Origin of the sequence: Methylotuvimicrobium alcaliphilum 20Z (assembly GCF_000968535.2) — a bacterium.
Classification (GTDB): Bacteria; Pseudomonadota; Gammaproteobacteria; order Methylococcales; family Methylomonadaceae; genus Methylotuvimicrobium; species Methylotuvimicrobium alcaliphilum.
Genome location: NC_016112.1, coordinates 185812 through 209601, shown reverse-complemented (window position 1 = coordinate 209601; position 23790 = coordinate 185812). Strand labels below are relative to the sequence as shown.

The window sequence follows — 23790 nt, the reverse complement described above, 5'->3', positions numbered from 1 at the left end:
TTGTGGCCACATCTTGATTTTTCAACTGTGAATCAATGCCTTGCGTCTTAAGTTGGCGCTTATGGGGTTCACCCCTGAGCTTGTGACGGGGTGTTTTCTCGCGCGTGCGCGTTTTTGTTCTTTTTGTTTTTCTGTTTGGGTGTCCTCATGACAGGGGTTTTGACCCTCAATGACAGGGGTTTGACCTTCAATGACAGGGGTCTTGTTTTCGGCCAGGGGTGAAATAATGCCCTGTGTTGTGGATAACTCTTGTAGCTTTTCCAGGTTCAAAACATATCGATTTCGCTTCCCTAACTCCGAAATTCTTTTGAAAAACTCTAACGCCTCAAGTTCGTTTATCACTTTTCTGTGGATGCGGGAATTCCGATTAATTTTGATGTCGTTTCTGTGTCTATAAGGACATCGTCCAGCAAAGAAATGTTTTGAATTGTGTGTGCGCCCATCTCTATAACCCTGTATTTATTGATGATGGGCAGATTTTGAAGAAAACGGTTTCACAATTCAGTGGAAAGTTAAAAGAAAAATGAAGGGCAATTTCCACTATTGCGATTTTCGGCGCATAAAATCCTTGAGATTTTGATCTTTAAAATCCTGCTCATCCAGCGCACACCCTAAGATATCGGCCCATTCCGGGAGACTTAACCCTTTGCCGTTCAATAGCAATTGTTCGGGTAATTGATTTCGTTTCGCTTCGCGGTGAAGCTCTGAAAAGAAATGGGAAAGGAAATCGTTGTAACGGCTTTTGGGGGATTTGATCGGGGTATTGCTGCTTTGGGACGCTTCCCAAGAGTGCTGATACCGATTAGATAGCTCTGTTAGCATGTCGCTGATCGTCGGCACGTATTTACAACCTAAATAAGCCAATCGTTCAACATCGGCTTGTATCCACCCCTTATACCTCTCACGGGCTTCTGAATCGACCGTTTTAAGATAAACGGTATCGTTTAGCCATTGCAGCGGGTTTACTGGAACATCGATATCGGCAATATCGGCGGGGTCGAATTGTTCGGCCAATTCACCAATAGATTTAATCTTCTCGGCTAGCTTACCCGCCATCTCTGCAACGTCGCGCATTTGATTGGTCAAGGTCTGATAGTCGCTCCTTCTTTTGGTGGGTGGGGTATCTTCTGAGCCTTTTTTTGCTTCATGGTATGTTGCAACCGAAAACACCAAGTAATCAAGCAATAACCCCCATTGCCGCTCGCAAGGCGCTAGGGTGTTTTTAGCAATCGCCTGATCTACTTTTGACAACGCCAAACATAAAGCGTCTTTATTGTATTTCGGACTGTTTAAGCGATAAACAATTGCTCTATCGCGGATTAGCCAGCGGCTTGAATCGCTTAGAATCGCTGCCGCTATGGGTGGAATGCCCATTGTTTGCACCTCGTCAAAGTGTGCCGTCAGAAGGGAGCCAAGCCTAACCGGGTGACGAATCCGGCTTTCGGGTGTACGGACCTAGGCTTGGCAAACTGGGTTATTGATAGATGTTTTTGCGGTGTCCTATTTCCAAAACCAGAATCAAGACCTCGTTGTCTTTGATCTGACAAACCAATCGATAATTGCCGACACGGTAACGCCACAATCCCTTTAAACTGCCTTGCAGGGCGCGTCCGGTTTGCCGTGGGTTATGTTGATTCGGCAAGGTTTCCTTGATAAACCGCCAAATAGATTCACGCTCGGTCTTGTTGATCTTGCCAAGCTGCTTAAGCGCCGGTTTGGATAATTCAACTGTCCAATTCATTGAGATACGCCCTAGCCTCATCCAGTGTGTAAGTGCGATCTTCTCCGCTTTCGATTCGCTTCAATGCAGCTTCAGCGGACTGTATGTCGTGATAGTCTTCAATGAGTCCTTGTAGGGCCTCATGAATGAGCTTTTCGGGTGTGGTGTGCTGCCGGTCGGCTATAACCCTCACGGCATTAATTAGCTCGTCATTTAGATTTAACGTTGTCATTTTTTGCACCTCGTAGTGAAACGATGTTGTGGTCTGCCGGTGTCACGATCTCGTGAATGTAGTCGGCAATTTTAAAGGTGGCCTCTTTGCGGGTCTTGGCTTCGGTGTGGATATAACCGCCGGTCACGTCGTTGTCAGTTTTGTGGTTCGCCAGCGCTTTGAGTAGGCTGAATGGAATCATGGCCGCTTCGCCAATCGTTAGAAAGGTTCGTTTCAGGTCATGCGGTGAGAACTCGACGCCGGATTGATCGATTACCTTTTTGATCTGCTTACGCGGCTGGTTCATCATGCCTTCGCGGTCGTCGCCGGGGAATACGAAACGATTACGGCCGGTAGACGCCTGCAAACCTCGTAAGTACGGTTTGATCTGCGGCGCAATGAAGGCGGTGAAGTCGGTATGGTTTTTAGTGTCGCGAACGAGGAAGCAATCGTTCTTAAAATCCACGTCCCGCCATTCGAGTGAGCGAACGTCTTTATCCCTTAACCCTGTGTGCAGCAAAAGCAGCAAATAAACCTTGGCTTTTTCGTGTTCGAGTCCCAGTACGGCATCGTACCAAGACTTCAATTTGTCGCTTGGTATCGTGCGCGTTTTGCGTTTTGGCTTTTGCCATAACTTGCCGTCGGTCAATACGTCAACCGGGTTATCATCGATTGCTTTCAGTGTTTTGTGTGCGTATTTCATAAGCAGGCGCAACACACGCATTTTGTTATCTACGCCATGCTCTAACGCATTTCGGCGCGCTTTTACCATGTCGCGAGTGATTTTATTGACCGGCATCTTGAGCCAGTCACTAAAGCCGGTTCTGATCTTCTCGCGGTAATCGATAACTGTTTTCGGACGTAAGTTTTTTTATCGGCTAGATATTGGTTAAGTAAGCCCTCAAGTGATATAGCCCGGTAACGACGCTTTCGTTTTTCTTCTGTCGGATTAACCCCCTTGGCTATTTCGGTTAAAGCCGATTGTGCCAATTCCTTCGCCAGTGCAACCGGCATGGAAGGAAACCTGCCCAAAGTAACGCGCTTAGTCGTGCCTTCGTCGGTTTTCTTCAAAACGGCAAAAGACTTATTTCCTGTACTCGATACGCGGCATATCAGTTTCGAAATTTCGGTGTCATAATATTCAAAACGGCCTTTATCCGGTACCGGTAATTTTTCGATGCGCTGCTGCGTAAATTTAAATCTCTTTTCCATGTTGGAACGCCTGATTACTGTTTGGCCAAAAACCCCGGGTCAACCTGAAAACGCGATTTATGGAATATCAACGAATATTAGCGCAAACCAAAGAAATGACGCAAGTTATTTATTTTTAAGGCTTATATCTGCAAGTACCGGATTTTAAAACGCTAATTAAAACCTTATTGGGCTGATTCGTAATCAGTAGGTCGCGGGTTCGAATCCCGCCATTGGCTCCAATTAAAAAAAGGGTTTGGTCGTAGGCTGTCGAAACGCATGCATCAAATCACATACCTTATTAATATTCAATAACTTAAAATCATTCTGGACGCAATCGTTTGACCAAAACGACAGCTTAAGCCGCTTTTATTTTGCTCATAAAGCGACTAATCAATGACTTAGCTAAAAGAAGCACACCTGAATGGCTTATAATTGTTCACTTTACAGTGATTTTATTTCCTCAGCTTGTGGATTTAAAATTATCGCTGTATGCGGTATAAATAGGTCTTATTTTAACCCATCCCCCAAATACTATGCTTCAAATGTCAAAACTACTAAACAGCCGCGATGAATGGAAAAACAAAGCGACTGAGCGCGCAGCTGAGCTTCGTGAGCTTAGAAAAACACAAAAACGTCATTTGAAAAAAATAGCGGAACTGAAACGGAATAATTGCCAGTTAGAACAGCTTGTCGAAGCAAAAAAAACATTACCTTCGAGCATCAGTCAACCCTAGCAACCCAGGATATTGCTGTTGTACCCGCGAATACTTCAACGGTTATTGACATAACACAAGCTCAGCAAACGCGACTTTTATGCGTGCTTATCGTGCTTGATGCGGTGGTTTCTTTTCGTAGCGTTCCGCGCATTCTTGAATTATTTCATTCACAAACATCGCTTGAATTACCGTGGACGCCACATTTTACTTCGGTGATTAACTGGAGTTTGCGCGTTGGTTTAGGGTTACTGCGCCAAGTGTGCCCAACGTGCGAGCCTTGGATTGCGATTATTGATTACTCCATTGATATAGGGACTAAAAAAGCACTGGTCGTGCTCCGCGTAAAAACACAGTCTCTATGCCAACGCGGCAGCGCCATTCAATTGCAAGATTGTGAATGTATCGGTCTTAAGGTGCGTGAAACGGTTAATCATCAGACGGTTTGCCAGGACTTAGAGGACATTTTTGCTATCGCCGGCGTACCTCAAGCGATTGTTAAAGACTGCGACTACACGCTAGCAAAAGGTGTGCGACAGTGGTCGGCCAAACAAGAAAAACCGGTGCCCGTCATTGATGACATCGGTCACTGCATGGCCAGCGCGCTGAAAAGTCAATTTGAAAAAACAGCGGATTATAAAGCCTTTACTGCGGCACTGGGTCAAGGTGCGAAATGCCTGAGACAGACAGAATTTGCCTGTTTGACACCCCCTAAATTACGGACTAAAGGGCGTTTTCAAAGCATCAGTAAACTCGGTGAATGGGGGGCTAAAATGCTGGATGTCTTTGCCGTTAAAGGCGGCGCGAAGAAAGGCAGCGTGTTAGCTAAATTACGGACGGTGTTTCCGGGCTTTTTACGGATGAAACCCTTTATTGAGCGCTTCGCGTTGACGACTAAAATAGTCTCAGAGGTGATGGAAATCATTAAAAACAAAGGGCTTAACAAAGTCACCTACCAACAATGTTACCAATTATCAAAAACATTGCCGCGAAATTCTAAAGTCAAAACACACCTACAAGCTTGGTTAAAAAAGCATGTGCAGATTCAAGCAGAGCTGACCGAACTGCCGTTGTTAAGCAGTAGCGATATTATTGAAACGCTGTTTGGAAATTATAAATACATGCTTGAACGCAGTCCGCAAGCCGACATGAATCGCTCCGTGCTATTGATTCCTGCTTTATGTGGCAGTCGAAAAGAAGCGGTGATTGACCAGGCATTAAATAAAGCATTTCAAGTAGATCTAGCACACTGGGAGGAGAAGAATATCCCTTATACGGTAAGAAAAAAGCGCCAAGAATTTTTTAAACATAAAAGCCAAAAATCGGGGAAAATAATAACGGACTAGATCAGTCTTTCGACAGGCTAGTTTGGTCGTCTTTGACCGGGCCCTTTTTTATTCCGATGTATCTATCCAATACTTTCCAATTCTTGCTTGTCCCGGAGCTTATCACTGAATGAAAACTAAAATCCTCACTTTATTGATTTTACCTTTATTGGTTTGGGTCAATTTAAGCATCTGGAACTATCTGAATTATCCACTCAAGATCAAATCGAGGACGACCTAAAGCTGCTTGCCGGCAAAGTTCATGCGGTAAGAACCTATAAGCGCTCTGGAAGGGTTGGAATTCGTTCCCGAACTGGCGGAAAAATACGACCTGAACGTAACGATGGGCGCATGGATCGACGCCGATCTCGACAAAAACCGGCGCGAAATTGAAAGCTTGATCGAGCTCAGCAACCAAAATTCGCCGACGATCGTACGCTTATTGGTCGGTAATGAGGTGTTGTTGCGTAAAGACATCATACCCGATCAATTGATTGACTATATACGCGAAGTGAAAACACGTACTTGGCGCCCGGTCAGCACATCGGAAACGTGGGACATGTGGTTGGCGCATCCCGAACTGGCCGAAGAAGTCGATTTCATCGCTCTGCATATATTGCCGTACTGGGAAGGCTTGTCGATCGATGCGGCTGTCAATTACGTGTTCTATCGCTTCAATGCGATGCGCGAAGCATTTCCGAATAAACCCATTATCATAACCGAAGTCGGCTGGCCTTCCGACGGACAACCTTTTAAAAACGCCACCGCATCGCTGGCGAATCAAGCCCAATTCCTAAGACAATTTCTCAACCGCGCGACCGAGCAAAAAATCACCTACTACGTCATTGAAGCCTTCGACCAACCCTGGAAAGTGGAACTAGAAGGCTCGGCCGGGGCCTATTGGGGAATATTCAACGCCGATCGAGAATTAAAATTTCCGATGAAAGGCGATGTCACGCCGATGCCGGATTGGCAAGCCTGGGCGACCGGCGCCGCTGTTTTAAGCATCTTTTTGATGGCTTTGTTTCTATTCAGTCGGCACCGAAGATTGAAATTGCCCGGCAAGATTTTCTTCGGCATCGTCGCAAATCTGGCCGCCTCGGTCATTCTATGGTCCGCGGCAGTAGCGGCCCAGCAATACCAAACCGGGGTCTCATTGGTATTCTGGACACTGCTGTTGCTAATGCAGGCAATGGCTGTCGTTATTCTGTTGACCGAAAGCATGGAAATCGCCGAAGTCCTGTGGCACCGTAAAGGCAAGCGCACGTTTAAACCGCTACAACCACCGGCCGACTTCACATTTCCCAAAGTGTCGGTACATCTGCCGATTCACAACGAACCGCCGGAAATGGTACGCGAAACGCTCGAGGCATTGGCGCGTGTCGCTTATCCGAATCTTGAGGTGTTGGTACTCGACAACAATACCAAAGACCCGGCCGTTTGGGAGCCGGTACAAAAAGATTGCGAACGGCTTGGCGGCGTATTCAAATTTTTCCATCTAGAAAACTGGCCCGGCTTCAAGGCAGGCGCGATCAACTTCGGACTGGAACAAACCGCCTCCGATGCCGAGATTATCGCCGTGATCGATAGCGATTACATCATCTCGCCCGATTGGCTGAAATCGATGGTGCCTTATTTCGAGGACGAAAAAGTCGGTTTCGTCCAGTCACCCCAAGATTATCGCGATCGAGGTCTCAGCACATTCAAGTCGATGTGTTACTGGGAATAATATGCCGGATTTTTCAATATCGGCATGGTACAACGCAACGAATACAACGCAATCATACAGCACGGCACCATGACAATGATTCGCAAATCTGCGTTGCTCGAAGTGGGCCGTTGGGGAGAGTGGTGTATTTGCGAGGACAGCGAATTAGGCTTACGCCTTTACGAAGCCGGGTACGATTCGGTCTATTGCAAGGACTCGTTCGGACAGGGGCTCATGCCGGATACGTTTTCGGGTTACATGACACAGCGATTCCGCTGGGTGTACGGAGTGATGCAAATCATCAAACATCATTGGCGACAATTTTTGCCCGGCAAACAATCCACACTGACCACCGCGCAACGCTATTATTTCATCGCCGGTTGGCTGCCTTGGTTTTCTGATGCGTTGGCGTTACTTTTGACGGTTGCCAGCTTAATCATGACGACATTGCTGGTCGCCGATCCGCTACGCAGCGAATTACCGGTCAACGCCTTGTTGCTGCCGACCATCGGTTTGTTCTGCTTCAAAATTTTCCGTACGCTATGGTTATACAAGGCCCGCGTTAACTGTTCGACTCTGCAATCGCTCGGAGCCGCGCTGTCCGGCTTATCCCTGACGCATACCGTCGCTAAAGGCACGCTTCAGGGCTTGTTTACCTCCGGCAAACCGTTCATGCGTACGCCGAAACTCGAAAAGCAAGGCCCTTTCATCGCGGGCCTCGCGACGATCTGGCAAGAGCTCTGCTGACCTTACTCGGTTTGGCGATTTATTCGATGTCATCAATCGATCACTTCGATAATTTGAGCGGCCGCCTCTGGGTTGCCGTACTCTCGGTGCAAACGGTACCCTATATAGCGACACTTCTGACCTTGTTATTCAGTATCGCGCCCAATTATTATCCCGGATTGGAAACACAAGCCATCGAGGGTCCGCAAGATAAGGAGTTGTTGTAACCTAAATTCGGCAGTTTAACCATGAAGCGCATGAAGTTTTTCAAAGGCTTGTCCTAAAATTTTGAATATCCTTTTAGGGGAGAAATAATGATTTACATAGGTAAAAAAGCCAATGGATTAACTTTTTATTCTTCATGATCTTTATGGTGAAATGCTTTTTCTAGGTTGTAGGATATCAATTACCAGACCGTGCACGGCTTTCTGCCCTCGCGCCACCGGACTTTTTTGAAGATCTTCGCGCTCTAATGCATTATTTTCCTTTCGGCGACTGGGATCATTTGAAGCGGTTTATGCTTAAAGGACTCAACGGCACAATTCCTGGTTCCGGGTACAGTTTTAAAATGAGAATTGCTGCGTATGTAGGGTGTGAAGTATGCCTGTCGAGGAACGCCGTGAACCCATAGGGGATTGGCGACAATCTGATCGCCATGAAAGGCGTGAATGCAGATTTTGCATGGAGCAAAAATCTGCCCTGCTGCCGACACCACGCCAAGCACACTCCACACCCTTGTTGGCTTCCAAATTGGGAATTGCTGCTGACTAAGCCGTCCCTGTAAATACCCGAGTCTATAGTCTATAATCCGAGATTATCTTTAAAATCAATAGGCTCAAGGAAAAGACTGCTTTATGAGAACATTTAAAACATTAACCATCATTATGATGTTGTCTTTGGCGTCACCGAGCTTCGCACAAAAGCGTATCGACGAACCCGACGGTCATGATGTTTTGCTCGACGTTATCTTGTTGCGCCCAATCGGCTTTGTCGGCTTAATCGCGGGAACCGTATCTTTTATAGCGACCAGTCCTTTTACGGCCATTGCCACAATACCGAAACCGCATGATGCATTTTCGAAAATGGCGAAGTTCTTAATCGTTAAGCCGGCAAAATACACCTTCGTCAGACAGGCGGGTGATCTCGATTACGAACAAGGATTTCGTGGCAAATAACTTTTCGCTCCTTCCCAAGCGCTGGCTTCCCGAGACCTGCCTGCCCGACTGATTAAACTTGACTTAGCTGTAACCGCTACAAGCGAAGGAACATTAGCTTCTTTTTGCTTGTACAGCGAAGCTAGAGCTTCACTCATCCTGAAAACCGGGGTAAGGCCTGACCCCGATCTCGTGTGTGACCGACATTTCCATGATCCAATTTGATGCAAACTGAGCAATGTACGTTACCGTACAGAACTCATCCATTTTTTAAGCGTAGAGTTTGAAGCTGATGAGGCAAAATAGTTTATTCATTAAACACAAACCTGTTAGGGGACTTATGGATATTGAAGTAGGCGGTTTTCTGGGTCTTATTGTGCTTGTACTGAACATCTGGGCCATAATTAGCATTGTAAAAAGTGGTGCTTCAACTGGATCGCAAGTTTTATGGGTGATTTTGATTTTACTGCTGCCCGTTGTCGGTCTGATACTTTGGTGGTTTGCGGGACCGAAAGGGGGTTAACCGACTTGTCGAATGAAGATAGAAGCTGTCAACGCAGTAAGCCGCAATTCGGTTAAAGGGGCTCTTGATAAGTATGTTCTGCATTCGGCGTTATTCATTAAACCTTAACCACTCAAGCCTAGAGGCTCGCAGGAAACAGAGCCGTCGTCATGCATTATAAATGTTGTTTCGTCATTTTGGAGGTTCCGGCAATACAGGCGGCGTAATATCAATGTAGGTTAAGAAGCTTTCCCATAGCTCGTGGGTTCTTTGTTGCGTAAGCCTGGCTTTACACAAAATCGCCATATTGCTCCGAATACTGCCATCACGCCATTTCGTAAAAACCGCGTTGCAGTGCGCTTCCCGGTAGGCTTTCCATTGCTCTTGAGACGAAGCTATCGCATCAATGAGTTCGAAGTCATCGGCATAATGCTGGTTGCTTGCGTTTAGGTACTTAGCCAATTCGATTTCAGCACGTTCAAGATCGATCATCGCGCAATAACTAACTTCGATAGTGGTCATCGCCTGATCACAATCGATTGGATCATCAGACGCAGTCACTGATAACGAAAACGCGACCAAGGCCGCGCCAAAAAACTGATTATTCATTGCTTGAACCCTAAAAATCGTTGTTGTTTATCTGTCGCATCGATATCAGCTGCGGGAAATTGGCGTTCTCCGCTGGAACGCTGGGTTAGACTGTTAGTGCGCTTGTCCACTTCAATTGAATAACCTAATGCTTCATTCACCGCTTCCGCATTTTGAAACACCGCCATCACATCAGGCTCTAAGCGAACCGTATCACAAAACGTTTAGTCCTGGCATAAATTTTCTAACCAGCAAACTTTGCAAAACCCAAAAAAGCAAAAAAGGAAAAAAGGGGTCCGCGAAAAAAGGGGTCAGGTTGAATTTTAGATTCATCTGCCCCCCATAAGCGCCAACTTAAGGAAGGAATGCGTCATTCCGCCAGGGATTGGCGGAATCCAGGGCCAAGGATGGCAATGCGTAGCACCGCATCCATGCAACATGGATATCGACAACCCATACCAATATGACGAATAAAGCCATAAACGCACCATAGAATAGGCACTAAGTTAGCGCTTATGATCTGCCCTCCCCCTTTACCGACCCCCTTTTTCCTTTTTTATGAACTCTTGATTTATCATTAAATTCTCAATAGAAATATTGCCGTCCTTGGCATTCTAGGTTTTTAGCAAGAAAGACCGGAGTTTTCGGTACTATTCATTGATAGCCCACTGTTTACAGTAACTCAACTCATGAATTATCTTCCGATTCGGCGGTTTTTTCACAACCAAGCCAGCGGTAGACCAATCCGGCAAGGCCCGCGCCAATGATGGGCGCAACCCAGAACAACCATAGTTGCGCGACCGCCCAATCGCCAACAAAAATTGCGACTGCTGGGCTGCGAGTCGGGTTGACCGAGGTATTCGTAACCTGGATGCTGATTAGATGGATGAGCGTGAGACCCAACCCAATTGCAATTAGAGCAAAGCCGGCCGGCGCCCGTCTATCGGTTTAGCCGAGAATGATGATCAGAAACATGAAAGTCATGACTATTTCGGTAGTCAATGCTGACGCCAAACTATAGCCGCCGGGCGAATGCTCCCCATAACCGTTCGAAGCGAACCCACCGCTTACATCGAATCCCGCTTTACCTGTCGCGATAATATAGAGCACGACCACCCCGAAAATTCCGCCTAACACTTGCGCGGCGATATACGGCCCGAGTTCTCCGGCCGAGAAGCGTCCGCCGGACCACAGGCCGATCGAAACGGCGGGATTTAGGTGACAGCCTGAAATATGACCGATGGCATAGGCCATGGTCAATATTGTGAAACCGAAAGCAAAGGAAAGGAAACACCGGTAAGGCCGATGCCTACTTCGGGAAAAGCAGCGGCAAGTACTTGTGTAGATACCTATGCTCTACCGCCGAGAACCAGCCAAAATGTACCGATGAATTCGGCGCCTAATTTTTTTGATAGTGTCATAATTTAGTCGCCCTGGACTGCTTAATAAGCTTTTTGTTGATATTGTTAAAGTCCTAATGCTAAACGATACTTGGCGCGGATTAGTTCCCCTATGTGAACGATATCAAAGAAATATAGGAAATTTTATGATAATGGAATAACAAATTTCGTTTGTTTTGCCTCATAATGACAAATACCTCTGTCTTTACAGATAAGCTCTTATAGTGATTGGGTAAAATCGAGAAATGTAAAATCAACTCCCTAAGCACGAGGCATACCGAGCAGCCATAACCAAACAGGAAGCTTCATGAATTTATCTATTCCGGCCATTTTGTCCTTGCTGCTCAGTTGCCCCGCCCTAAGCGCCACGTTGTCGGTCGGCCCCGAACGAATCTTGAAACGGCCCAGCGATGCGGCAAGAATCGCCAAGAGCGGAGACACGGTGGTCATTGATGCCGGCGACTATTCGGGCGATGTCGCAGTTTGGCGGCAACATCGGCTAACATTACGTGGCTTCGGCGGACGCGCTCATCTCCAGGCCTTTGGCAAATTCGCCGAAGGCAAAGCCATTTGGGTCATCAAGGGTAATAATGTCGTTGTCGAGAATATCGAATTTTCCGGCGCGGCTGTCGCAAGTTTAAATGGAGCCGGCATACGCTTTGAAGGCACGCATTTGACGGTTCGCAATGCGCATTTTCATGATAATCAAATGGGGATTTTAACCGGCTCGAATCCGCATAGCGATATCTTGATCGAAGGATCCGAGTTCAATGACAATACGGTCGATTACCACCGGCACGGCAAGCTTGGAACACAATATTTATATCGGCGCTATTCGCCGCTTTACACTGCGCAATTGTTACGTTCACGACGCCCAAACCGGACATAATGTTAAATCGCGGGCGCAGGAAAATTATCTGCTTTACAACCGCATTACCGACGAGCACGGCGCGTCGAGTTATTTGATCGATCTACCGAACGGCGGCGATGCTTTCATTATCGGCAATGTGCTGCGGCAAAGCCCCGGCTCTGATAATTGGACGGCCATTGCCTATGCCGGCGAATATAACCGGAGCAATCCGGATCAAAACCTCTATGCGGTGAACAATACTTTCGTCAACGATCGCAGCAGAGGCGTGTTCATTCACAATCACGGAAACGCCGAAGTGGTATCGATCAATAATTTACTGGTCGGTAACGTTATTCCGCTGCAAGGATCCGGGCGGCAACGCCATAACCTGAGGACTGAGGGTGGCGATTTTGTCGATCGTGACGCTTTCAATTATCGCCTTTTGCCCGGCTCTCCCGCGATAGGAAGAGGCACCGCTCCGGGCATGAGTTCTAGCGGCGTTTCGCTTCGTCCGGAATTTCAATATCGCCATCCGCTGAGCCGAGAAGCGCGTCGGGAACGAGACCCGATCGATATCGGCGCTTTTGCATTTGACGGTGGATTATAAAACCGTCAAGACATAAACCTGTTCTTGTAAACGACTTAAGCCTCTTTCCCGAAAACGAGGTTCTTTAGACAATATGTCCTCGGTGAGCAGTAAATCGATTCGGCACCAATCTCGATATAGCATTTCTACTTCTTGGCATTGCACGCTGAATGGCGGGCCGTCCATTTCTTGCTGCGAATAATCGAATGCTACTAATAATATTTTCGTTCCGGTTTTAAGCAAGCGTTTCATATGCGCCGCATAATTCGCGCGCATCTCCGGCGGCAACGCAACGAGCGAGGCCCGATCATAAACGGCATCAACACCTGTTAAATCCTCCTCTCTCAGGTGAAAAAAATCGCCGCAATAAATGCACAGATCATCGTTTTCCCACACTTCGAATTTGTCTTTACGCCCTGCGGTTGCCGGTACTTTGTTCTCGGTGAAAAATGCGTTGACCGCCAAGGGACTCAATTCGACGCCGATGACTCGATAGTTTTGCGCGAGCAGCCATAGTATATCGTTACTCTTTCCGCACAACGGCACGAAGACCCGGCTTCCCGCTTCGATATGCAATGCCGGCCAATATTGTTCTAAATGCGGATTGATGCTTTCACTATGAAAACCGATCTGATTTTGTTGCCAGCGTTCAAGCCAGAATTCTTGATGCATAGTTTCTCACGCTATTTATTCCCTTTTGATCGAAAAACCGTCGAAGAAATATAAGGTATGGGATGTGTCTATCGAGGACCGCCGTGAACCACACCCCATACCTTCATAAAGTTAGCTATTTTTTGAGTACAATGGGAGTAACCGTTCATTGGTTTCAATCATTCAACACAGCTTCGCATAAGGCGGGCAACTCCGGCGCTTTGGCCGGAGCCGCCGGTGCTGCGGGCGTTTTCGCTTCGGCGGTAAACCACCAGTCGAGCGTTGCATCGCAGCCGTCGCCTTTAGATATTGGCTCTTGGCTTCGGCAATCGGGGTTGCTTTCCGGGCATTTCAAGCGCACATGGAAATGATCGTGATGCCCCCACCACGGGCGAATCTTTCCGAGCCAATCACGTTCTGCCGAATTTTCGCACAGATGCCGTTTGATCGCGGCATTGACGAAAATCCGTTCGACTTCCGGCATGCGCGCCGCCGTTTCGAGTATACGGTCATGGCGTTGCGTCCACTGAGTATCATCGATGCGGTCGATGGCAGTCCTTACCACTGACGGAGCGCTCCATTTTTCCCGCTCTTCCATCGTCAATGAACGCAAGGTAGCCTTGTGCGATATTAAATACCAGATATCGACATCGAGACCGGTTTGATGACTACGGTGTCCAGTCAAAGTCGGGCCGCCGCGAGGCTGCCCCAAATCGCCTATCAATAGAGTTCCCCAACCTTGCGCCATCGCTTCGCTCCCCATGTTTTCGATGAATTGAATCAAATCGGGATGGCCGTAATAACGTTTGCGCGACAAACGCATCACTTGATACCCTTCCCCCCTGAACGGCAACGATATCGCCCCACGAATACACCCGGCCGTATAGTCGCCAATGCTTTGCGCAATATCGCGGACCGGCGCAGGTTCGCTGACCTTGGCCCATTTTTGTAGGGCGGGATTGGCTGCGGCAATTGTCGCACTTGTCAATAATGAAATGATGATCAATAGCTTTTTCATGGTTACCGATTTGGATGAGCGACTGGCGAATACTGCGAAAGGAATCATTTCATGCCTGCAACATCAACCATCATTTTCCATGCTGCTCGTAGAGCGCTCGTTGACGCGTGAAGTATTCCTGCAAATAACTATTGAAGCGACGCACTGCAATCGACCGTGGCTGCAACGAAGTAAACTCTTGCATCGGGATATCCTCGCCGACGCGCATTGCAAGATGAAAGCGCCGGTGGGGAATTTGATACCATTTTTCGGCCTTGGTCAGCGTACTGGGATAACAGGACATCGTAACCGGCGTCACGATCGCATGCGCTTGTATTGCGATGCTGGCCGCGCCGCGTTGAAACCGGTAAGGTTTGCCGGGCACCGAGCGGGTGCCTTCCGGAAAGATGATCATCGTGCCGCCCGACTGCAGGCGTTGCACGCATTCGTCTATCATGATTTCAGGGTCGCCGTTGCTGATATAGCCGGCATTGAGGATCGGCCCCCGCATGAACGGGTTGCGCCACAGACTGGCCTTGACGATGCAGCTAGCCTGACTGATTCGACTGATCAGAAAGACGATATCGACCAATGTCGGATGATTGGCGACGATCAATTGTCCGGGCCTATTAAGTTTTTCCAGCCCTTCGATCTCGTAGGTCATCACGCCGATTCGATGCATGAGACCAATGAATAGGGAAAAGCTGTAGTGAACGACTTTTTGACCTCGGCGGATCTTACTCTCGTGGGTTCCTGGAATGATCGACAACACCGGAAAAACCAACACCCATAACAAGAATCCGCCGGCGCCGAAGGTAAAAAAACTGAACCCGGTACCAAACAAGCGCCAATAATAATTCAGCCGCTTTATCTGAGGCTGATGGCTTTTCGTTATTCGGTTTAATGTTCGGCTGACGCTTTGAATCATTATCAAACGGGTTTATTGTGTCCGAAAGTTCAGGGCCGAAGCGCCTGAGGTTTAGGCTACTTCTAAGAGGCGGCTCGGTTAAGACGTATTTCGAAACAAGCCATCGTCCGAGGTGATATTTGGCGATTTAGGTATAATCCGCAAGAAATTGTTTCCGGCAAGGTATGCATTGCACTCTCCGTTTATACGCACTACTGTCTTCCGCGCCGGAGCACTCATCGTTATACATAAACCGTAGATATACCTTTCGCACTTCAAATTTCGGCAGTGCCTGAGGAGGCGCCAGGGTGTGCGGCAAAGGCTTTGCCAGCATGGAGCTGGCTAGAGCCTACAGGGATGTATTCACGGCGTCCTTTGACGGACACCCTGGCGCCGAATTTTGATCTGCGATGGGTATAGCATCTTGCCATCTTAGCCAATGTGCCCCGATACCATTAATTAATTGTCACCAGGCGCTCCCCGCTTCGACATCGCGATCAGGGGATCACTCCCACAAGGCATCCGGCCCTCTTGAGAGAACGATACGTGGGGTATTTTTTATGCGAGTCGGCCTTATGTCCCCGGCACATTATTAACCATGGTGCCGAGATAGTCGACGAATTCGGTTAAAAACACAATCAATTCATCGATTCTATCTTTCAAATCATGCAAGAAATCGCGGTGATGATGATGTTCCTCGACGTAGAACGACAGCCCCATATAGATCGTATTCGAACCCATTACGATCATGATCAAGGCCGCCGTTTTCAACATCAAGCCTCTGAAATGCGCACTCATCTTACCGAATGCGACACTGATGAACAACATCATCGGTAGCGTTCCGGCACCGAAAGTCAGCATCAACAATCCGCCCTCGGCAATGCTTGTCGCGGATGTAGCCTTAACGGCCATTGCAAACGTCAATGGGCACGGCATCAAACCGTTCAACAGCCCGGCAATCAGCGCGCCGACGACCGGACCTTTGGTGCTGGCAGATGCATAGCCCTTGCGTAACACATTCATCGGAATCAATCGAATCGAGCCTTGAAACGGTATCCATCCGAGAATGCCCAAAGCCAAAATAATCACCACGGCGCCGATCACCATTTGCAACAAGCTTTGCAATTTGCCGAACAGACCGCTCGAAACCAACACGACGCCGAGCGAGGCGGCGGCAAAGCCGACCATCGTATAAACGAAAATGCGCGCGATTTGATAGGCGAAATATGGGAGATAGCTTCTGGACGGTCCTGATTTCATGAAGTAACCGGAAACCAATGCGCCGCACATTCCCAAACAATGTCCGCTGCCCAACAATCCGGCCATGAACGCCAGGCTGTAGTCGAAACCTCCGGCCGCAGCAATATGATGCATGCCGTGATCCATTGTCGAATGATCCATTTGAAATCCTATTTTTTACCCAAGCGCAACGAATTGACGATCACGGACACCGAACTCAGCGCCATCGCCGCCGAGGCGATCATCGGATTAAGCTTACCCAAGGCCGCGACCGGAATCGCGATCGTGTTATAACCGAACGCCCAAAACAAATTTTCCTTGATAATGCGAATCGTATCGGTGCTCAGCTCGATTGCATCGGTCACTTTGGTAATATCGCCGCTGACCAGCGTCATATCGGCCGACTCGATCGCGATATCGGTGCCGCTGCCGATCGCAAAACCGACATCGGCCGCCGCCAGTGCCGGCGCATCATTGATACCGTCGCCGATCATACCGACATGGCGACCTTGTTGTTGGAATTCGTGAATAATCGCGAGCTTGTCTTCGGGCTTGGCGTTCGCGACAACCGTTTCGATACCGACTTTTGCAGCTATATAGTTAGCCGTTTTTTCGGTATCGCCGGTCACCATCAGCGTATGCACGCCCATTTTATTCAAGCGCACGATTGCTTTGGCCGCTTGTGGTCGAGGCTTATCGGCAATACCGAAAACCGCCGATGCCTTTCCGTTGATCGCCATAAAAACGGGCGTCTTACCTTGTCCGGCATATTCGCCGGCCGCTTTCGATAAGGCATCGATCGAAACACCTTGGTCAATCAACCACCCTCTATTGCCCAATAATAAATTTTGCCCCCCGACTTCGGCTAGAATGCCTCGTCCGGTTTCGCTCTTGAAATGACTGCATTCCTGTAGGACCATCGAACGTTCTTTGGCATAGTCGACAATCGCTTTACCGAGAAAATGCTCCGAATTGTTTTCTGCCGACGCAGCCAATATCAGAACTTCCTCATCGTCTACTCCGGAAATATTGAGCCACTCGCTGACTTTCGGTTTACCTTCGGTAATCGTGCCTGTCTTATCGAACACGATCGCATTGAGCTTGGCCGCCAGTTCCAGACTTTCGCCATTGCGGATATAAACACCTTCGCGCGCAGCACGCCCTGTGCCCACCATGATTGCTGCCGGAGTCGCCAAGCCTAATGCACAAGGGCAAGCAATCAATAGCACGGTAATCGCATTACCGAATGCATGAGCGAACGGCGCACCAACCAGCAACCAGCCGCCCATCGTCAAGCCTGAAAAAACTATGACCGACGGCACGAACACCGCCGAGATTTTATCGACCTGTTTCTGAATCGGCAATTTGGCGGCCTGAGCCTGATCGACCATGTGTACGATACCGGCCAGCACGGTGTCCATACCGACCGCAGTCGCACGTATCTTCAATACGCCGCTGCCGTTGACGCAGCCGCCTATCACTTTTTGACCGACTTCCTTGACGACCGGTAAACTTTCCCCTGTCACCATCGCTTCGTCGACGGTCGAAACGCCATGAATCACTTGGCCGTCGGTCGGTATTTTTTCCCCCGGACGCACCAACAAAATATCGTCGATTGCGATATCGTCGACATCGATCGTGATTTCTTCACCATCGCGCAACAACGTTGCGGTTTGTGGCTGCAAATCGACTAGTTTTCGGATCGCCTCTCCGGCCTTGCCCTTTGCATTTTCTTCGAGATAGCGCCCCAACAAGACAAAGGTAATGATCGCGGCGGCCGCTTCGAAATAAATATGACCTCTGTTTCGAAATAATGCCGGCAAACTATAACCGTATGCGGAACCGACGCCCAACGCGATCAATGAATCCATGTTGGCGGCTCGGTGTTTCGCCAAACGAAAAGCCTTACTGAAAAACTGCCGGCCGGACCAAAATACGACGGGCGTCGTCAAACCGAATTGCAGCCAATGCAGCCAGCGCGACGACGGCATGCTCATGCCGACTGCGACGACGGGCAGGCTCAAAATACCCGACCAGACGAAACGACGACGCGCCTCCACGATACGTTGCTGTTCTTTTTCAATCAGAATTTTGCGTTGCGATAAGGTATCCATCGCATAGGTTTTGTAACCGAGCGACGCCACTCTTGCACCGACTTCGTCCTTATCGAGCTGCCCATGGACGGTTAAAGTTTCGGTGCCGAAATTGACGCTGGCATGTTTGATCGCCGGATCGCGCTTCAGCACCATTTCGATTAGCAAAGCGCACGACGCGCACGTCATGCCTTCGACGGCAAGATCGACTTCTTGCAGCGGACCGTCAAAGTCTTTCTTTCTTGCTTGTTGATCGATGCTTTGTTTATGGGCAATGTTGCTCAGCACCGCATCGATCAAAATCAGTAAATTCTTTTTCGGAAGGCTAGCCGGGTCAAATTCGATCACGACCGAACCTAGCGAGAAAACTGAACGTACCGCTTTAATTTCCGGTCGCTTTTTTAGTAGGATTTCAAAAATGTAACCCCGTTCTTGGTCTTTTTTTAGTATTGGAGATTCGATCCGAATGCGCCGGGATAATTGATGAACAAGCCGAAAGTTTTTAAAAGTCACGCTTTGGGAATCCATATCGATTTAGACGGTAATATCAGGCCAGTGAATAACAACAAATACTGCGATTTGAAAATTATGCCGCACAAGGCGGCATAGAAATAAAGAATTTATTTTTTACGTGACCGTATCAATAAATAAAACATATAGAAGATCGCCATCCATTCATAACGATATTTGAATGGCTTCACGATCCATTGCTGGGTAATGTGCTGCCAATGCAACTTGATCAGAAACAGCACTAAAATATCGTTTAAAAAGTCGATAACGGCTTTTTCAGGATCGTTTAAAAAAGCTTTGGGTTTTTTTAAACCGATTTTTCCGACGACTTTAGCGGCATGTACCGTATCTTTGGCATCGGTGTATTTTCGTTTAAACCAATCGAGAGGACCCGGTTTAGCTTTATTACTAATGGCTCGTACTTTCCATAGCCTCGATTTGGCTATAGGCTTCGGATTAAAAAGCCCAGTTTTCTTAATCTCGGCTAGGATTTGATACAACTGCTTGACCAGCGATTCGAACTCGCAAATCGTTTCTTGAAAACGTATCGATAATTTTTGTTGTCGCCGATATAGCACGACCCGATAAACTCCGTCGAGTTCAAGCAATTTTTCGGTCAACGCTTTAGCCGCAGCGGAATCGCAGGCTTCCGAGGGAATTTGAAACCTGACATGTCCGTTCTCCCGATAACGCAACACAAAACTTCTTTGGATAGCCATAATTCAAACATTGCCTTAGTAGAAACAAAAACGGGCGTTCCGACAAATCAGTACAGAACACCCGTTAAATACTCCGCATAAACAAATTCGCGGATTTCTATTCGACCCTTTTATTGATTAGTGCAGTCACTATCTCTTATATCCTTATCAGCGTCGAATAAAATAATCATGCCATAACAAAATATGACCGAAGTATAACAATAATTCATCTATCCAGGATGAATCGACTTCAGCTTCGACCTATAAGCTATTATTCTTTTGTTTCGGCAACGATATCTTCTAAATTCTCTTTTTGTTGCAAAACAAAATCTTTTCCGGCATCGACCACTTTCGTGGTTCCCGAAATAATTTCCTTACGATATTTATAGATCACGTAACCGGCGGCTACACCTAAGCCGAAAACCAATAACGGATGCTTGGCCGCTTTACCGAGCAATTTGCTTCCGCCTTGAACCGTTGCAGAAGCCATCGAACCTTTAACAATTTCTTTAGACATGGAATTCATCCCCTGTTGTGCGGTTTTGCCGTGCACATGTTTCATATAGTCTTTTCCTTAATTATTCAATTTAATGATAGAAGTTAGGCTTACTCGGATTTTTCGGATTCAGGTAGAATTTGATCCTCGTGCAGCATCTGATAAATTCCTTTACATCCTTCACAACAAAAATCTTTATCACCTTCTTTGGTTTTCAACTTGAACCCCGGCGTCTCCACCGTTAAACCACATAAATCACAAGCTTTTTTGGTATCGTTCATTCTGAATTCTTGATTTGATTTCATTTCCTAACGGCGGATATTAGCAAAATAAATTTTACACAACAAGCGCCTACTCTAAGAGCTAAAGCAAGCTCATGAGAATTAATGACAATTTAATTTAACAAAGAAAGTTGTTTGATAGGAAAAGTATAGAACGGGCTGAGAACCAATCATAAAATACCCATCGTAGAACAAAATTCGGCGCCGGAGTGTCCGTTAAAGAACGCTCCGGCACCGAAATTTGACTAGCAAAGGGAATAATTACGAAGCGGCCGCTTTTGTCGATGATCGATAAGCGCCGCTCGCGGCACGATTTGATGCTTTCATTAACGCGATTCTTAATGCCCCGGTTAAGCTTGCACCCAAACCTAACCGCATTGCCAAAGCCGGCAACACAATCATGGATGCTACAGCTAAACCCGCCCCCACTAACAGAGCGCCATTGTTATCAACATTGACTTCAGTTTCCACACGCGTTAAATCTTGACTCATTTTTTTCACCTCTGTAAACAATTAGGCAATTAACTCAGTACTATGAATATATGCAGAATAAATGCCAACTTATAACCACATGATTTTACAGAATAAAGAAAACAATCATAAAAGGGGCCATAAAAAAACAGGTTAAATAACACTGTTTTATTGTGTCATTTGACCTATTTTTAGAAACAGAGTGTTTCATTTCCGGCCTACTCTCTTTTGATTAAAAACGTTCAAGAATAAAAGGTATGGGATGTGTCGATCGAGGCAAGCCACTCTTTGTATTGCGGATATATACCTTTCGCACTTCAAATTTCGGCAGCGCCAGAGGAGGCGCCTGGGTGTCCGGTCGATTTTCGCTCCTCGGCAATTGCTCCTGCATTGCCCTAATACACGCCATCCGTGGCGTAATGCAAAATCGACATTCACGCCATCCATGGCGTTCATAAAGGCTTTGCCAGCTGGAGCTGGCATAGAGCCTTGTATGATTAATTTAAATGAATTTTAGCCAGGAAATACTTTAAGCTTTACCGAGTTCATTGGGAGGCCGCTTGAGCCTGAGGACTGGATTAAACCAGAGCCTGTCATGTAGATTGGCCCCCGCCCTATTCACCTATACCGCGGAGTATCTGAGGCTTAGAGCCTGCATTCACAAGGATGGTAGGTGCATACGCAGGGTCGGGAACCAATGACTAGTTTACTTTCCTTATCACAGAATAACAATTAAACATGGCAGATCAACAAATTAACAGCGCTTCACTTGACACACAAACCCGTATCTTCGCTGGCGTCGATGTAGGATCTAAAGAACTGGTTTTGGTGGTGCGCAAAAATGGCAAACCTTTCAATCCGCAGAAGTTCTCCAATACCCCAGCTGATCATGCCCGGATGGCCAAGAAACTGAACAAATTGTCCGGCATTATCGTGTGTATGGAAGCCACCGGCAGTTATCATTTCGATTTAGCCGTTGCGCTCCATGATGCCGGCGTCAAGGTAATGGTCATCAATCCCAAGGTCTCTCATAACTTTGCTAAAGTGTTGATGAACAATAGTAAAACAGATGATGTGGACGCGAATACTCTGGCGGTGTATGCCGAACGGATGGATTTTGCGCCTTGGTCCCGTCCTTCGAATGAAAAGATCGCTTTACGTTGTTTCTCACGCCGTATTAATGCACTAACCGATCAAAAAACAGCAGCAAAGAATCAATTGCATGCCTTAAGCGCAACAGTTGAAACACCCAAAGCCGTGCTAAAAGATGCACAAGCAGCCATCGATCAATTAGATAAGCGTATCGATCAGTTAACGGCTGGCGCCTTGGCATTGATCGAAAAACATCCGGAACTCAGTCGAGCATTAGTTTTGTTCACGAGCATTAAGGGTATTGCCAATACCAGTGCGATTGCCCTCATGGGAGAACTACTGATTTTGCCTGCGGATATGTCGCACCGTGAGTGGGTCAAGTTTGCGGGGCTCGATCCAAGAGCTTTTGATTCCGGCACGAGTGTCCACAAAAAAACGCGTATATCCAAGGCCGGTAACAGCCAGATTCGCGCCGCCCTGTATATGCCTGTCTGGAGCGCTGTGCAGCATGATCGCCATATTAAGGCGTATTACCAACATCTCCTGGATATGGGTAAATTACCGTTGCAAGCCTGTTGTGCGGTCATGCGTAAATTGTTACATGCGATTCACGGCATGCTCAAGCATGATAAACCATTCGATAACACGCGTTTTTATGCAATTCCGTCAATCGCTGAATAGCAGAAAAATGCCTATTTTTAACTTGATTTTAAACAGAGTATCTACATGGACGTATTCACCCAGCACCTAAATTCCATAGTCCATTGGCTATGGTTAACTATCTTGGATAATTTAGGTGCTGGGTTCACGGCGTCCTTTAGCGGACACCCAGGCGCCGAATTTTGATCTACGACGGGTATAGAAGCACTCTGCGCCGACATCAGGTACACGCAGCGTAGCCTACAAATCACTTTGTATTTTTAAGTGTTTCCGGTATTGATGGGAGCTTGCATTTTTTACCGTATGCAGAGCCTAATAAAATGTACTGCCTATGAACTAAATCATTGAATTATATAAGATTAGAATCATAGCAATGAAAGAGCGCACAGTTTTCGCATACAATAGAAATAAATCTATTATTTTTTCCATAAACTATGCCGCATTTACTATTTTCCCTCAGAGGGGTACCAGAAGACGAGGCTGAGGAAGTACGCGAACTTCTAAGCGAACATTCGATCGACTTTTATGAAACGTCGGCAGGTAACTGGGGAATTTCGATGCCGGCTTTATGGCTTAATGATCAAACTCAACTCCAACAAGCACAAATCCTGTTGCATCAATATCAAAAGCAGCGGGCGCTGACCCAACGAGCATTATACGAACAACTTAAAAAAGAAGGCAAAGCGCCAACACTTTTAGGCAATCTTAAGCATAATTCTATACGCTTGCTGGTTTATCTTGCCGCTATCGCATTGGTACTTTATGCATCTGTAAAGCTGATTTTCGAATTCGGCTTTACAATGCCTTAAGCGGCCATTCGGGCATTCGCCTCGAAACATGAATGTGAAGCTAAAACCTACCATCCCTGCACAGGATCTCGCCGATCCCTGGCAGAGGCTATGGCAAGATACCTTATTAAAATTGTGTTAAATAACACCGTTTTAATAAGGCTAAAACATATATTTTCGGTGTGATTCTGCCCGGCACCCTTCCATTAGACGTATTCCATGGCGTTGCG

At 47.2% G+C, this 23790-nt stretch carries 26 protein-coding genes and 2 pseudogenes; 10 read left to right on the top strand and 18 right to left on the bottom strand.

Annotation, left to right across the window (positions count from 1 at the left end; translation table 11 throughout):
• Positions 1-21: 21 nt before the first annotated feature.
• The 6 genes from MEALZ_RS00980 to MEALZ_RS00955 all read right to left on the bottom strand — a co-directional run bounded on the left by MEALZ_RS00980 (position 22) and on the right by MEALZ_RS00955 (position 3143).
• A complete protein-coding gene (locus MEALZ_RS00980) occupies positions 22-270 on the bottom strand; it encodes a hypothetical protein (RefSeq protein WP_206742860.1) in 249 nt (82 codons plus the stop codon).
• A gap of 270 nt (positions 271-540) precedes the next feature.
• Positions 541-1374 carry a hypothetical protein gene (locus MEALZ_RS00975; RefSeq protein WP_014146707.1) on the bottom strand — a complete coding sequence of 278 codons (834 nt, stop codon included), beginning with the start codon at positions 1372-1374 and terminating at the stop codon, positions 541-543.
• Between the two features lie 100 nt (positions 1375-1474).
• Positions 1475-1741, bottom strand: a complete 267-nt coding sequence (locus MEALZ_RS00970) for a type II toxin-antitoxin system RelE family toxin (RefSeq protein WP_014146706.1) — start codon at positions 1739-1741, stop codon at positions 1475-1477.
• Positions 1725-1952 (bottom strand): DUF6290 family protein, encoded by a 228-nt coding sequence (locus MEALZ_RS00965; RefSeq protein WP_014146705.1) that lies wholly within the window; start codon positions 1950-1952, stop codon positions 1725-1727. Before MEALZ_RS00965 ends, MEALZ_RS00970 begins: the two co-directional genes overlap by 17 nt.
• Complete coding sequence (locus tag MEALZ_RS00960) at positions 1930-2730, bottom strand: tyrosine-type recombinase/integrase (protein ID WP_014146704.1); 801 nt, start codon at positions 2728-2730, stop codon at positions 1930-1932. The genes MEALZ_RS00965 and MEALZ_RS00960 overlap by 23 nt, the downstream gene beginning before the upstream one ends.
• Positions 2697-3143 (bottom strand): Arm DNA-binding domain-containing protein, encoded by a 447-nt coding sequence (locus tag MEALZ_RS00955; RefSeq protein WP_014146703.1) that lies wholly within the window; start codon positions 3141-3143, stop codon positions 2697-2699. The genes MEALZ_RS00960 and MEALZ_RS00955 overlap by 34 nt, the downstream gene beginning before the upstream one ends.
• Positions 3144-3667: 524 nt before the next feature.
• Here MEALZ_RS00955 and MEALZ_RS00945 point away from each other — a divergent pair.
• The 6 genes and pseudogenes from MEALZ_RS00945 (at position 3668) to MEALZ_RS00925 (ending at position 9274) form a co-directional block, all read left to right on the top strand.
• Positions 3668-3859, top strand: a complete 192-nt coding sequence (locus MEALZ_RS00945) for a hypothetical protein (protein WP_223842316.1) — start codon at positions 3668-3670, stop codon at positions 3857-3859.
• An 83-nt stretch (positions 3860-3942) separates the two neighbouring features.
• Positions 3943-5184, top strand: coding sequence for a hypothetical protein (locus tag MEALZ_RS00940; protein WP_014146701.1), 1242 nt, complete (start codon positions 3943-3945; stop codon positions 5182-5184).
• A 322-nt stretch (positions 5185-5506) separates the two neighbouring features.
• Positions 5507-7618, top strand: a pseudogene (locus MEALZ_RS00935) (glycosyltransferase).
• A 26-nt stretch (positions 7619-7644) separates the two neighbouring features.
• Positions 7645-7824, top strand: a complete 180-nt coding sequence (locus tag MEALZ_RS23305) for a hypothetical protein (protein WP_223842337.1) — start codon at positions 7645-7647, stop codon at positions 7822-7824.
• 627 nt (positions 7825-8451) lie between these two features.
• On the top strand, positions 8452-8772 hold the full coding sequence (locus tag MEALZ_RS00930; protein ID WP_014146696.1) for a hypothetical protein: 321 nt from the start codon (positions 8452-8454) through the stop codon (positions 8770-8772).
• Between the two features lie 319 nt (positions 8773-9091).
• Positions 9092-9274: a PLDc N-terminal domain-containing protein gene (locus MEALZ_RS00925; RefSeq protein WP_014146695.1), complete on the top strand. Its 183-nt coding sequence runs from the start codon at positions 9092-9094 to the stop codon at positions 9272-9274.
• Positions 9275-9445: 171 nt separating this feature from the next.
• Here the strand turns inward: MEALZ_RS00925 and MEALZ_RS00920 are convergent, their stop codons facing one another.
• From MEALZ_RS00920 to aqpZ, 3 genes and pseudogenes are all read right to left on the bottom strand, one after another.
• Positions 9446-9862: a lysozyme inhibitor LprI family protein gene (locus tag MEALZ_RS00920; RefSeq protein WP_014146694.1), complete on the bottom strand. Its 417-nt coding sequence runs from the start codon at positions 9860-9862 to the stop codon at positions 9446-9448.
• Positions 9859-10032, bottom strand: coding sequence for a hypothetical protein (locus MEALZ_RS22485; protein WP_162472897.1), 174 nt, complete (start codon positions 10030-10032; stop codon positions 9859-9861). Before MEALZ_RS22485 ends, MEALZ_RS00920 begins: the two co-directional genes overlap by 4 nt.
• A gap of 496 nt (positions 10033-10528) precedes the next feature.
• Positions 10529-11095, bottom strand: a pseudogene (gene aqpZ / locus MEALZ_RS00915) (aquaporin Z).
• Positions 11096-11548: 453 nt separating this feature from the next.
• On the opposite strand from aqpZ, the gene MEALZ_RS23300 reads away from it, so the two are divergent.
• Together MEALZ_RS23300 and MEALZ_RS23295 are read left to right on the top strand one after the other, a co-directional pair.
• Positions 11549-12130: a right-handed parallel beta-helix repeat-containing protein gene (locus tag MEALZ_RS23300; RefSeq protein WP_014146692.1), complete on the top strand. Its 582-nt coding sequence runs from the start codon at positions 11549-11551 to the stop codon at positions 12128-12130.
• Positions 12012-12698, top strand: coding sequence for a hypothetical protein (locus MEALZ_RS23295; RefSeq protein WP_223842336.1), 687 nt, complete (start codon positions 12012-12014; stop codon positions 12696-12698). The genes MEALZ_RS23300 and MEALZ_RS23295 overlap by 119 nt, the downstream gene beginning before the upstream one ends.
• Here MEALZ_RS23295 and MEALZ_RS00905 read toward each other — a convergent pair.
• From MEALZ_RS00905 to MEALZ_RS00865, 9 genes are all read right to left on the bottom strand, one after another.
• Positions 12693-13349: a thiopurine S-methyltransferase gene (locus MEALZ_RS00905; RefSeq protein WP_014146691.1), complete on the bottom strand. Its 657-nt coding sequence runs from the start codon at positions 13347-13349 to the stop codon at positions 12693-12695. The two genes, MEALZ_RS23295 and MEALZ_RS00905, sit on opposite strands and share 6 nt — an antisense overlap.
• Before the next feature lie 154 nt (positions 13350-13503).
• Positions 13504-14346 (bottom strand): penicillin-insensitive murein endopeptidase, encoded by an 843-nt coding sequence (gene mepA, locus MEALZ_RS00900; RefSeq protein WP_046060918.1) that lies wholly within the window; start codon positions 14344-14346, stop codon positions 13504-13506.
• A gap of 70 nt (positions 14347-14416) precedes the next feature.
• Positions 14417-15253: a lysophospholipid acyltransferase family protein gene (locus MEALZ_RS00895; RefSeq protein ID WP_014146689.1), complete on the bottom strand. Its 837-nt coding sequence runs from the start codon at positions 15251-15253 to the stop codon at positions 14417-14419.
• Positions 15254-15805: 552 nt separating this feature from the next.
• A complete protein-coding gene (locus MEALZ_RS00890) occupies positions 15806-16633 on the bottom strand; it encodes a sulfite exporter TauE/SafE family protein (RefSeq protein ID WP_014146688.1) in 828 nt (275 codons plus the stop codon).
• Between the two features lie 8 nt (positions 16634-16641).
• On the bottom strand, positions 16642-19092 hold the full coding sequence (locus MEALZ_RS00885) for a heavy metal translocating P-type ATPase (protein WP_014146687.1): 2451 nt from the start codon (positions 19090-19092) through the stop codon (positions 16642-16644).
• Between the two features lie 92 nt (positions 19093-19184).
• A complete protein-coding gene (locus tag MEALZ_RS00880; protein WP_014146686.1) occupies positions 19185-19793 on the bottom strand; it encodes a hypothetical protein in 609 nt (202 codons plus the stop codon).
• A 250-nt stretch (positions 19794-20043) separates the two neighbouring features.
• Complete coding sequence (locus MEALZ_RS00875; protein ID WP_138767261.1) at positions 20044-20289, bottom strand: hypothetical protein; 246 nt, start codon at positions 20287-20289, stop codon at positions 20044-20046.
• An 89-nt stretch (positions 20290-20378) separates the two neighbouring features.
• Positions 20379-20549, bottom strand: a complete 171-nt coding sequence (locus MEALZ_RS00870) for a heavy metal translocating P-type ATPase metal-binding domain-containing protein (RefSeq protein ID WP_017841309.1) — start codon at positions 20547-20549, stop codon at positions 20379-20381.
• Between the two features lie 261 nt (positions 20550-20810).
• Positions 20811-21041, bottom strand: a complete 231-nt coding sequence (locus MEALZ_RS00865) for a hypothetical protein (protein ID WP_014146683.1) — start codon at positions 21039-21041, stop codon at positions 20811-20813.
• Between the two features lie 717 nt (positions 21042-21758).
• Between MEALZ_RS00865 and MEALZ_RS00860 the strand changes: the two genes are divergently transcribed.
• Both MEALZ_RS00860 and MEALZ_RS00855 read left to right on the top strand, forming a co-directional pair.
• Positions 21759-22793 carry an IS110 family RNA-guided transposase gene (locus tag MEALZ_RS00860; RefSeq protein ID WP_014146682.1) on the top strand — a complete coding sequence of 345 codons (1035 nt, stop codon included), beginning with the start codon at positions 21759-21761 and terminating at the stop codon, positions 22791-22793.
• Positions 22794-23206: 413 nt separating this feature from the next.
• The gene (locus MEALZ_RS00855) at positions 23207-23581 is read left to right on the top strand and encodes a DUF6164 family protein (protein WP_014146681.1); all 375 of its coding nucleotides are present in this window, start codon (positions 23207-23209) and stop codon (positions 23579-23581) included.
• Positions 23582-23790 lie beyond the last annotated feature (209 nt).

What these genes read in the sequence shown, in the direction of transcription:
- MEALZ_RS00945 (WP_223842316.1), top strand. Translation starts at nt 3,668, where the DNA reads ATGTCAAAACTACTAAACAGCCGCGATGAATGGAAAAACAAAGCGACT.
- MEALZ_RS23295 (WP_223842336.1), top strand. Translation starts at nt 12,012, where the DNA reads ATGACAATACGGTCGATTACCACCGGCACGGCAAGCTTGGAACACAAT.
- MEALZ_RS00955 (WP_014146703.1), bottom strand. Translation starts at nt 3,143, where the DNA reads ATGGAAAAGAGATTTAAATTTACGCAGCAGCGCATCGAAAAATTACCG.
- MEALZ_RS00925 (WP_014146695.1), top strand. Translation starts at nt 9,092, where the DNA reads ATGGATATTGAAGTAGGCGGTTTTCTGGGTCTTATTGTGCTTGTACTG.
- MEALZ_RS00870 (WP_017841309.1), bottom strand. Translation starts at nt 20,549, where the DNA reads ATGAACGATACCAAAAAAGCTTGTGATTTATGTGGTTTAACGGTGGAG.
- MEALZ_RS00965 (WP_014146705.1), bottom strand. Translation starts at nt 1,952, where the DNA reads ATGACAACGTTAAATCTAAATGACGAGCTAATTAATGCCGTGAGGGTT.
- MEALZ_RS00960 (WP_014146704.1), bottom strand. Translation starts at nt 2,730, where the DNA reads ATGCCGGTCAATAAAATCACTCGCGACATGGTAAAAGCGCGCCGAAAT.
- MEALZ_RS00890 (WP_014146688.1), bottom strand. Translation starts at nt 16,633, where the DNA reads ATGGATCATTCGACAATGGATCACGGCATGCATCATATTGCTGCGGCC.
- MEALZ_RS00885 (WP_014146687.1), bottom strand. Translation starts at nt 19,092, where the DNA reads ATGGATTCCCAAAGCGTGACTTTTAAAAACTTTCGGCTTGTTCATCAA.
- MEALZ_RS00895 (WP_014146689.1), bottom strand. Translation starts at nt 15,253, where the DNA reads ATGATTCAAAGCGTCAGCCGAACATTAAACCGAATAACGAAAAGCCAT.
- MEALZ_RS00930 (WP_014146696.1), top strand. Translation starts at nt 8,452, where the DNA reads ATGAGAACATTTAAAACATTAACCATCATTATGATGTTGTCTTTGGCG.
- MEALZ_RS00970 (WP_014146706.1), bottom strand. Translation starts at nt 1,741, where the DNA reads ATGAATTGGACAGTTGAATTATCCAAACCGGCGCTTAAGCAGCTTGGC.
- MEALZ_RS00920 (WP_014146694.1), bottom strand. Translation starts at nt 9,862, where the DNA reads ATGAATAATCAGTTTTTTGGCGCGGCCTTGGTCGCGTTTTCGTTATCA.
- MEALZ_RS00855 (WP_014146681.1), top strand. Translation starts at nt 23,207, where the DNA reads ATGCCGCATTTACTATTTTCCCTCAGAGGGGTACCAGAAGACGAGGCT.
- MEALZ_RS00880 (WP_014146686.1), bottom strand. Translation starts at nt 19,793, where the DNA reads ATGGCTATCCAAAGAAGTTTTGTGTTGCGTTATCGGGAGAACGGACAT.
- MEALZ_RS00975 (WP_014146707.1), bottom strand. Translation starts at nt 1,374, where the DNA reads ATGGGCATTCCACCCATAGCGGCAGCGATTCTAAGCGATTCAAGCCGC.
- mepA (WP_046060918.1), bottom strand. Translation starts at nt 14,346, where the DNA reads ATGAAAAAGCTATTGATCATCATTTCATTATTGACAAGTGCGACAATT.
- MEALZ_RS00875 (WP_138767261.1), bottom strand. Translation starts at nt 20,289, where the DNA reads ATGTCTAAAGAAATTGTTAAAGGTTCGATGGCTTCTGCAACGGTTCAA.
- MEALZ_RS00860 (WP_014146682.1), top strand. Translation starts at nt 21,759, where the DNA reads ATGGCAGATCAACAAATTAACAGCGCTTCACTTGACACACAAACCCGT.
- MEALZ_RS23300 (WP_014146692.1), top strand. Translation starts at nt 11,549, where the DNA reads ATGAATTTATCTATTCCGGCCATTTTGTCCTTGCTGCTCAGTTGCCCC.
- MEALZ_RS00865 (WP_014146683.1), bottom strand. Translation starts at nt 21,041, where the DNA reads ATGAGTCAAGATTTAACGCGTGTGGAAACTGAAGTCAATGTTGATAAC.
- MEALZ_RS00905 (WP_014146691.1), bottom strand. Translation starts at nt 13,349, where the DNA reads ATGCATCAAGAATTCTGGCTTGAACGCTGGCAACAAAATCAGATCGGT.
- MEALZ_RS23305 (WP_223842337.1), top strand. Translation starts at nt 7,645, where the DNA reads ATGTCATCAATCGATCACTTCGATAATTTGAGCGGCCGCCTCTGGGTT.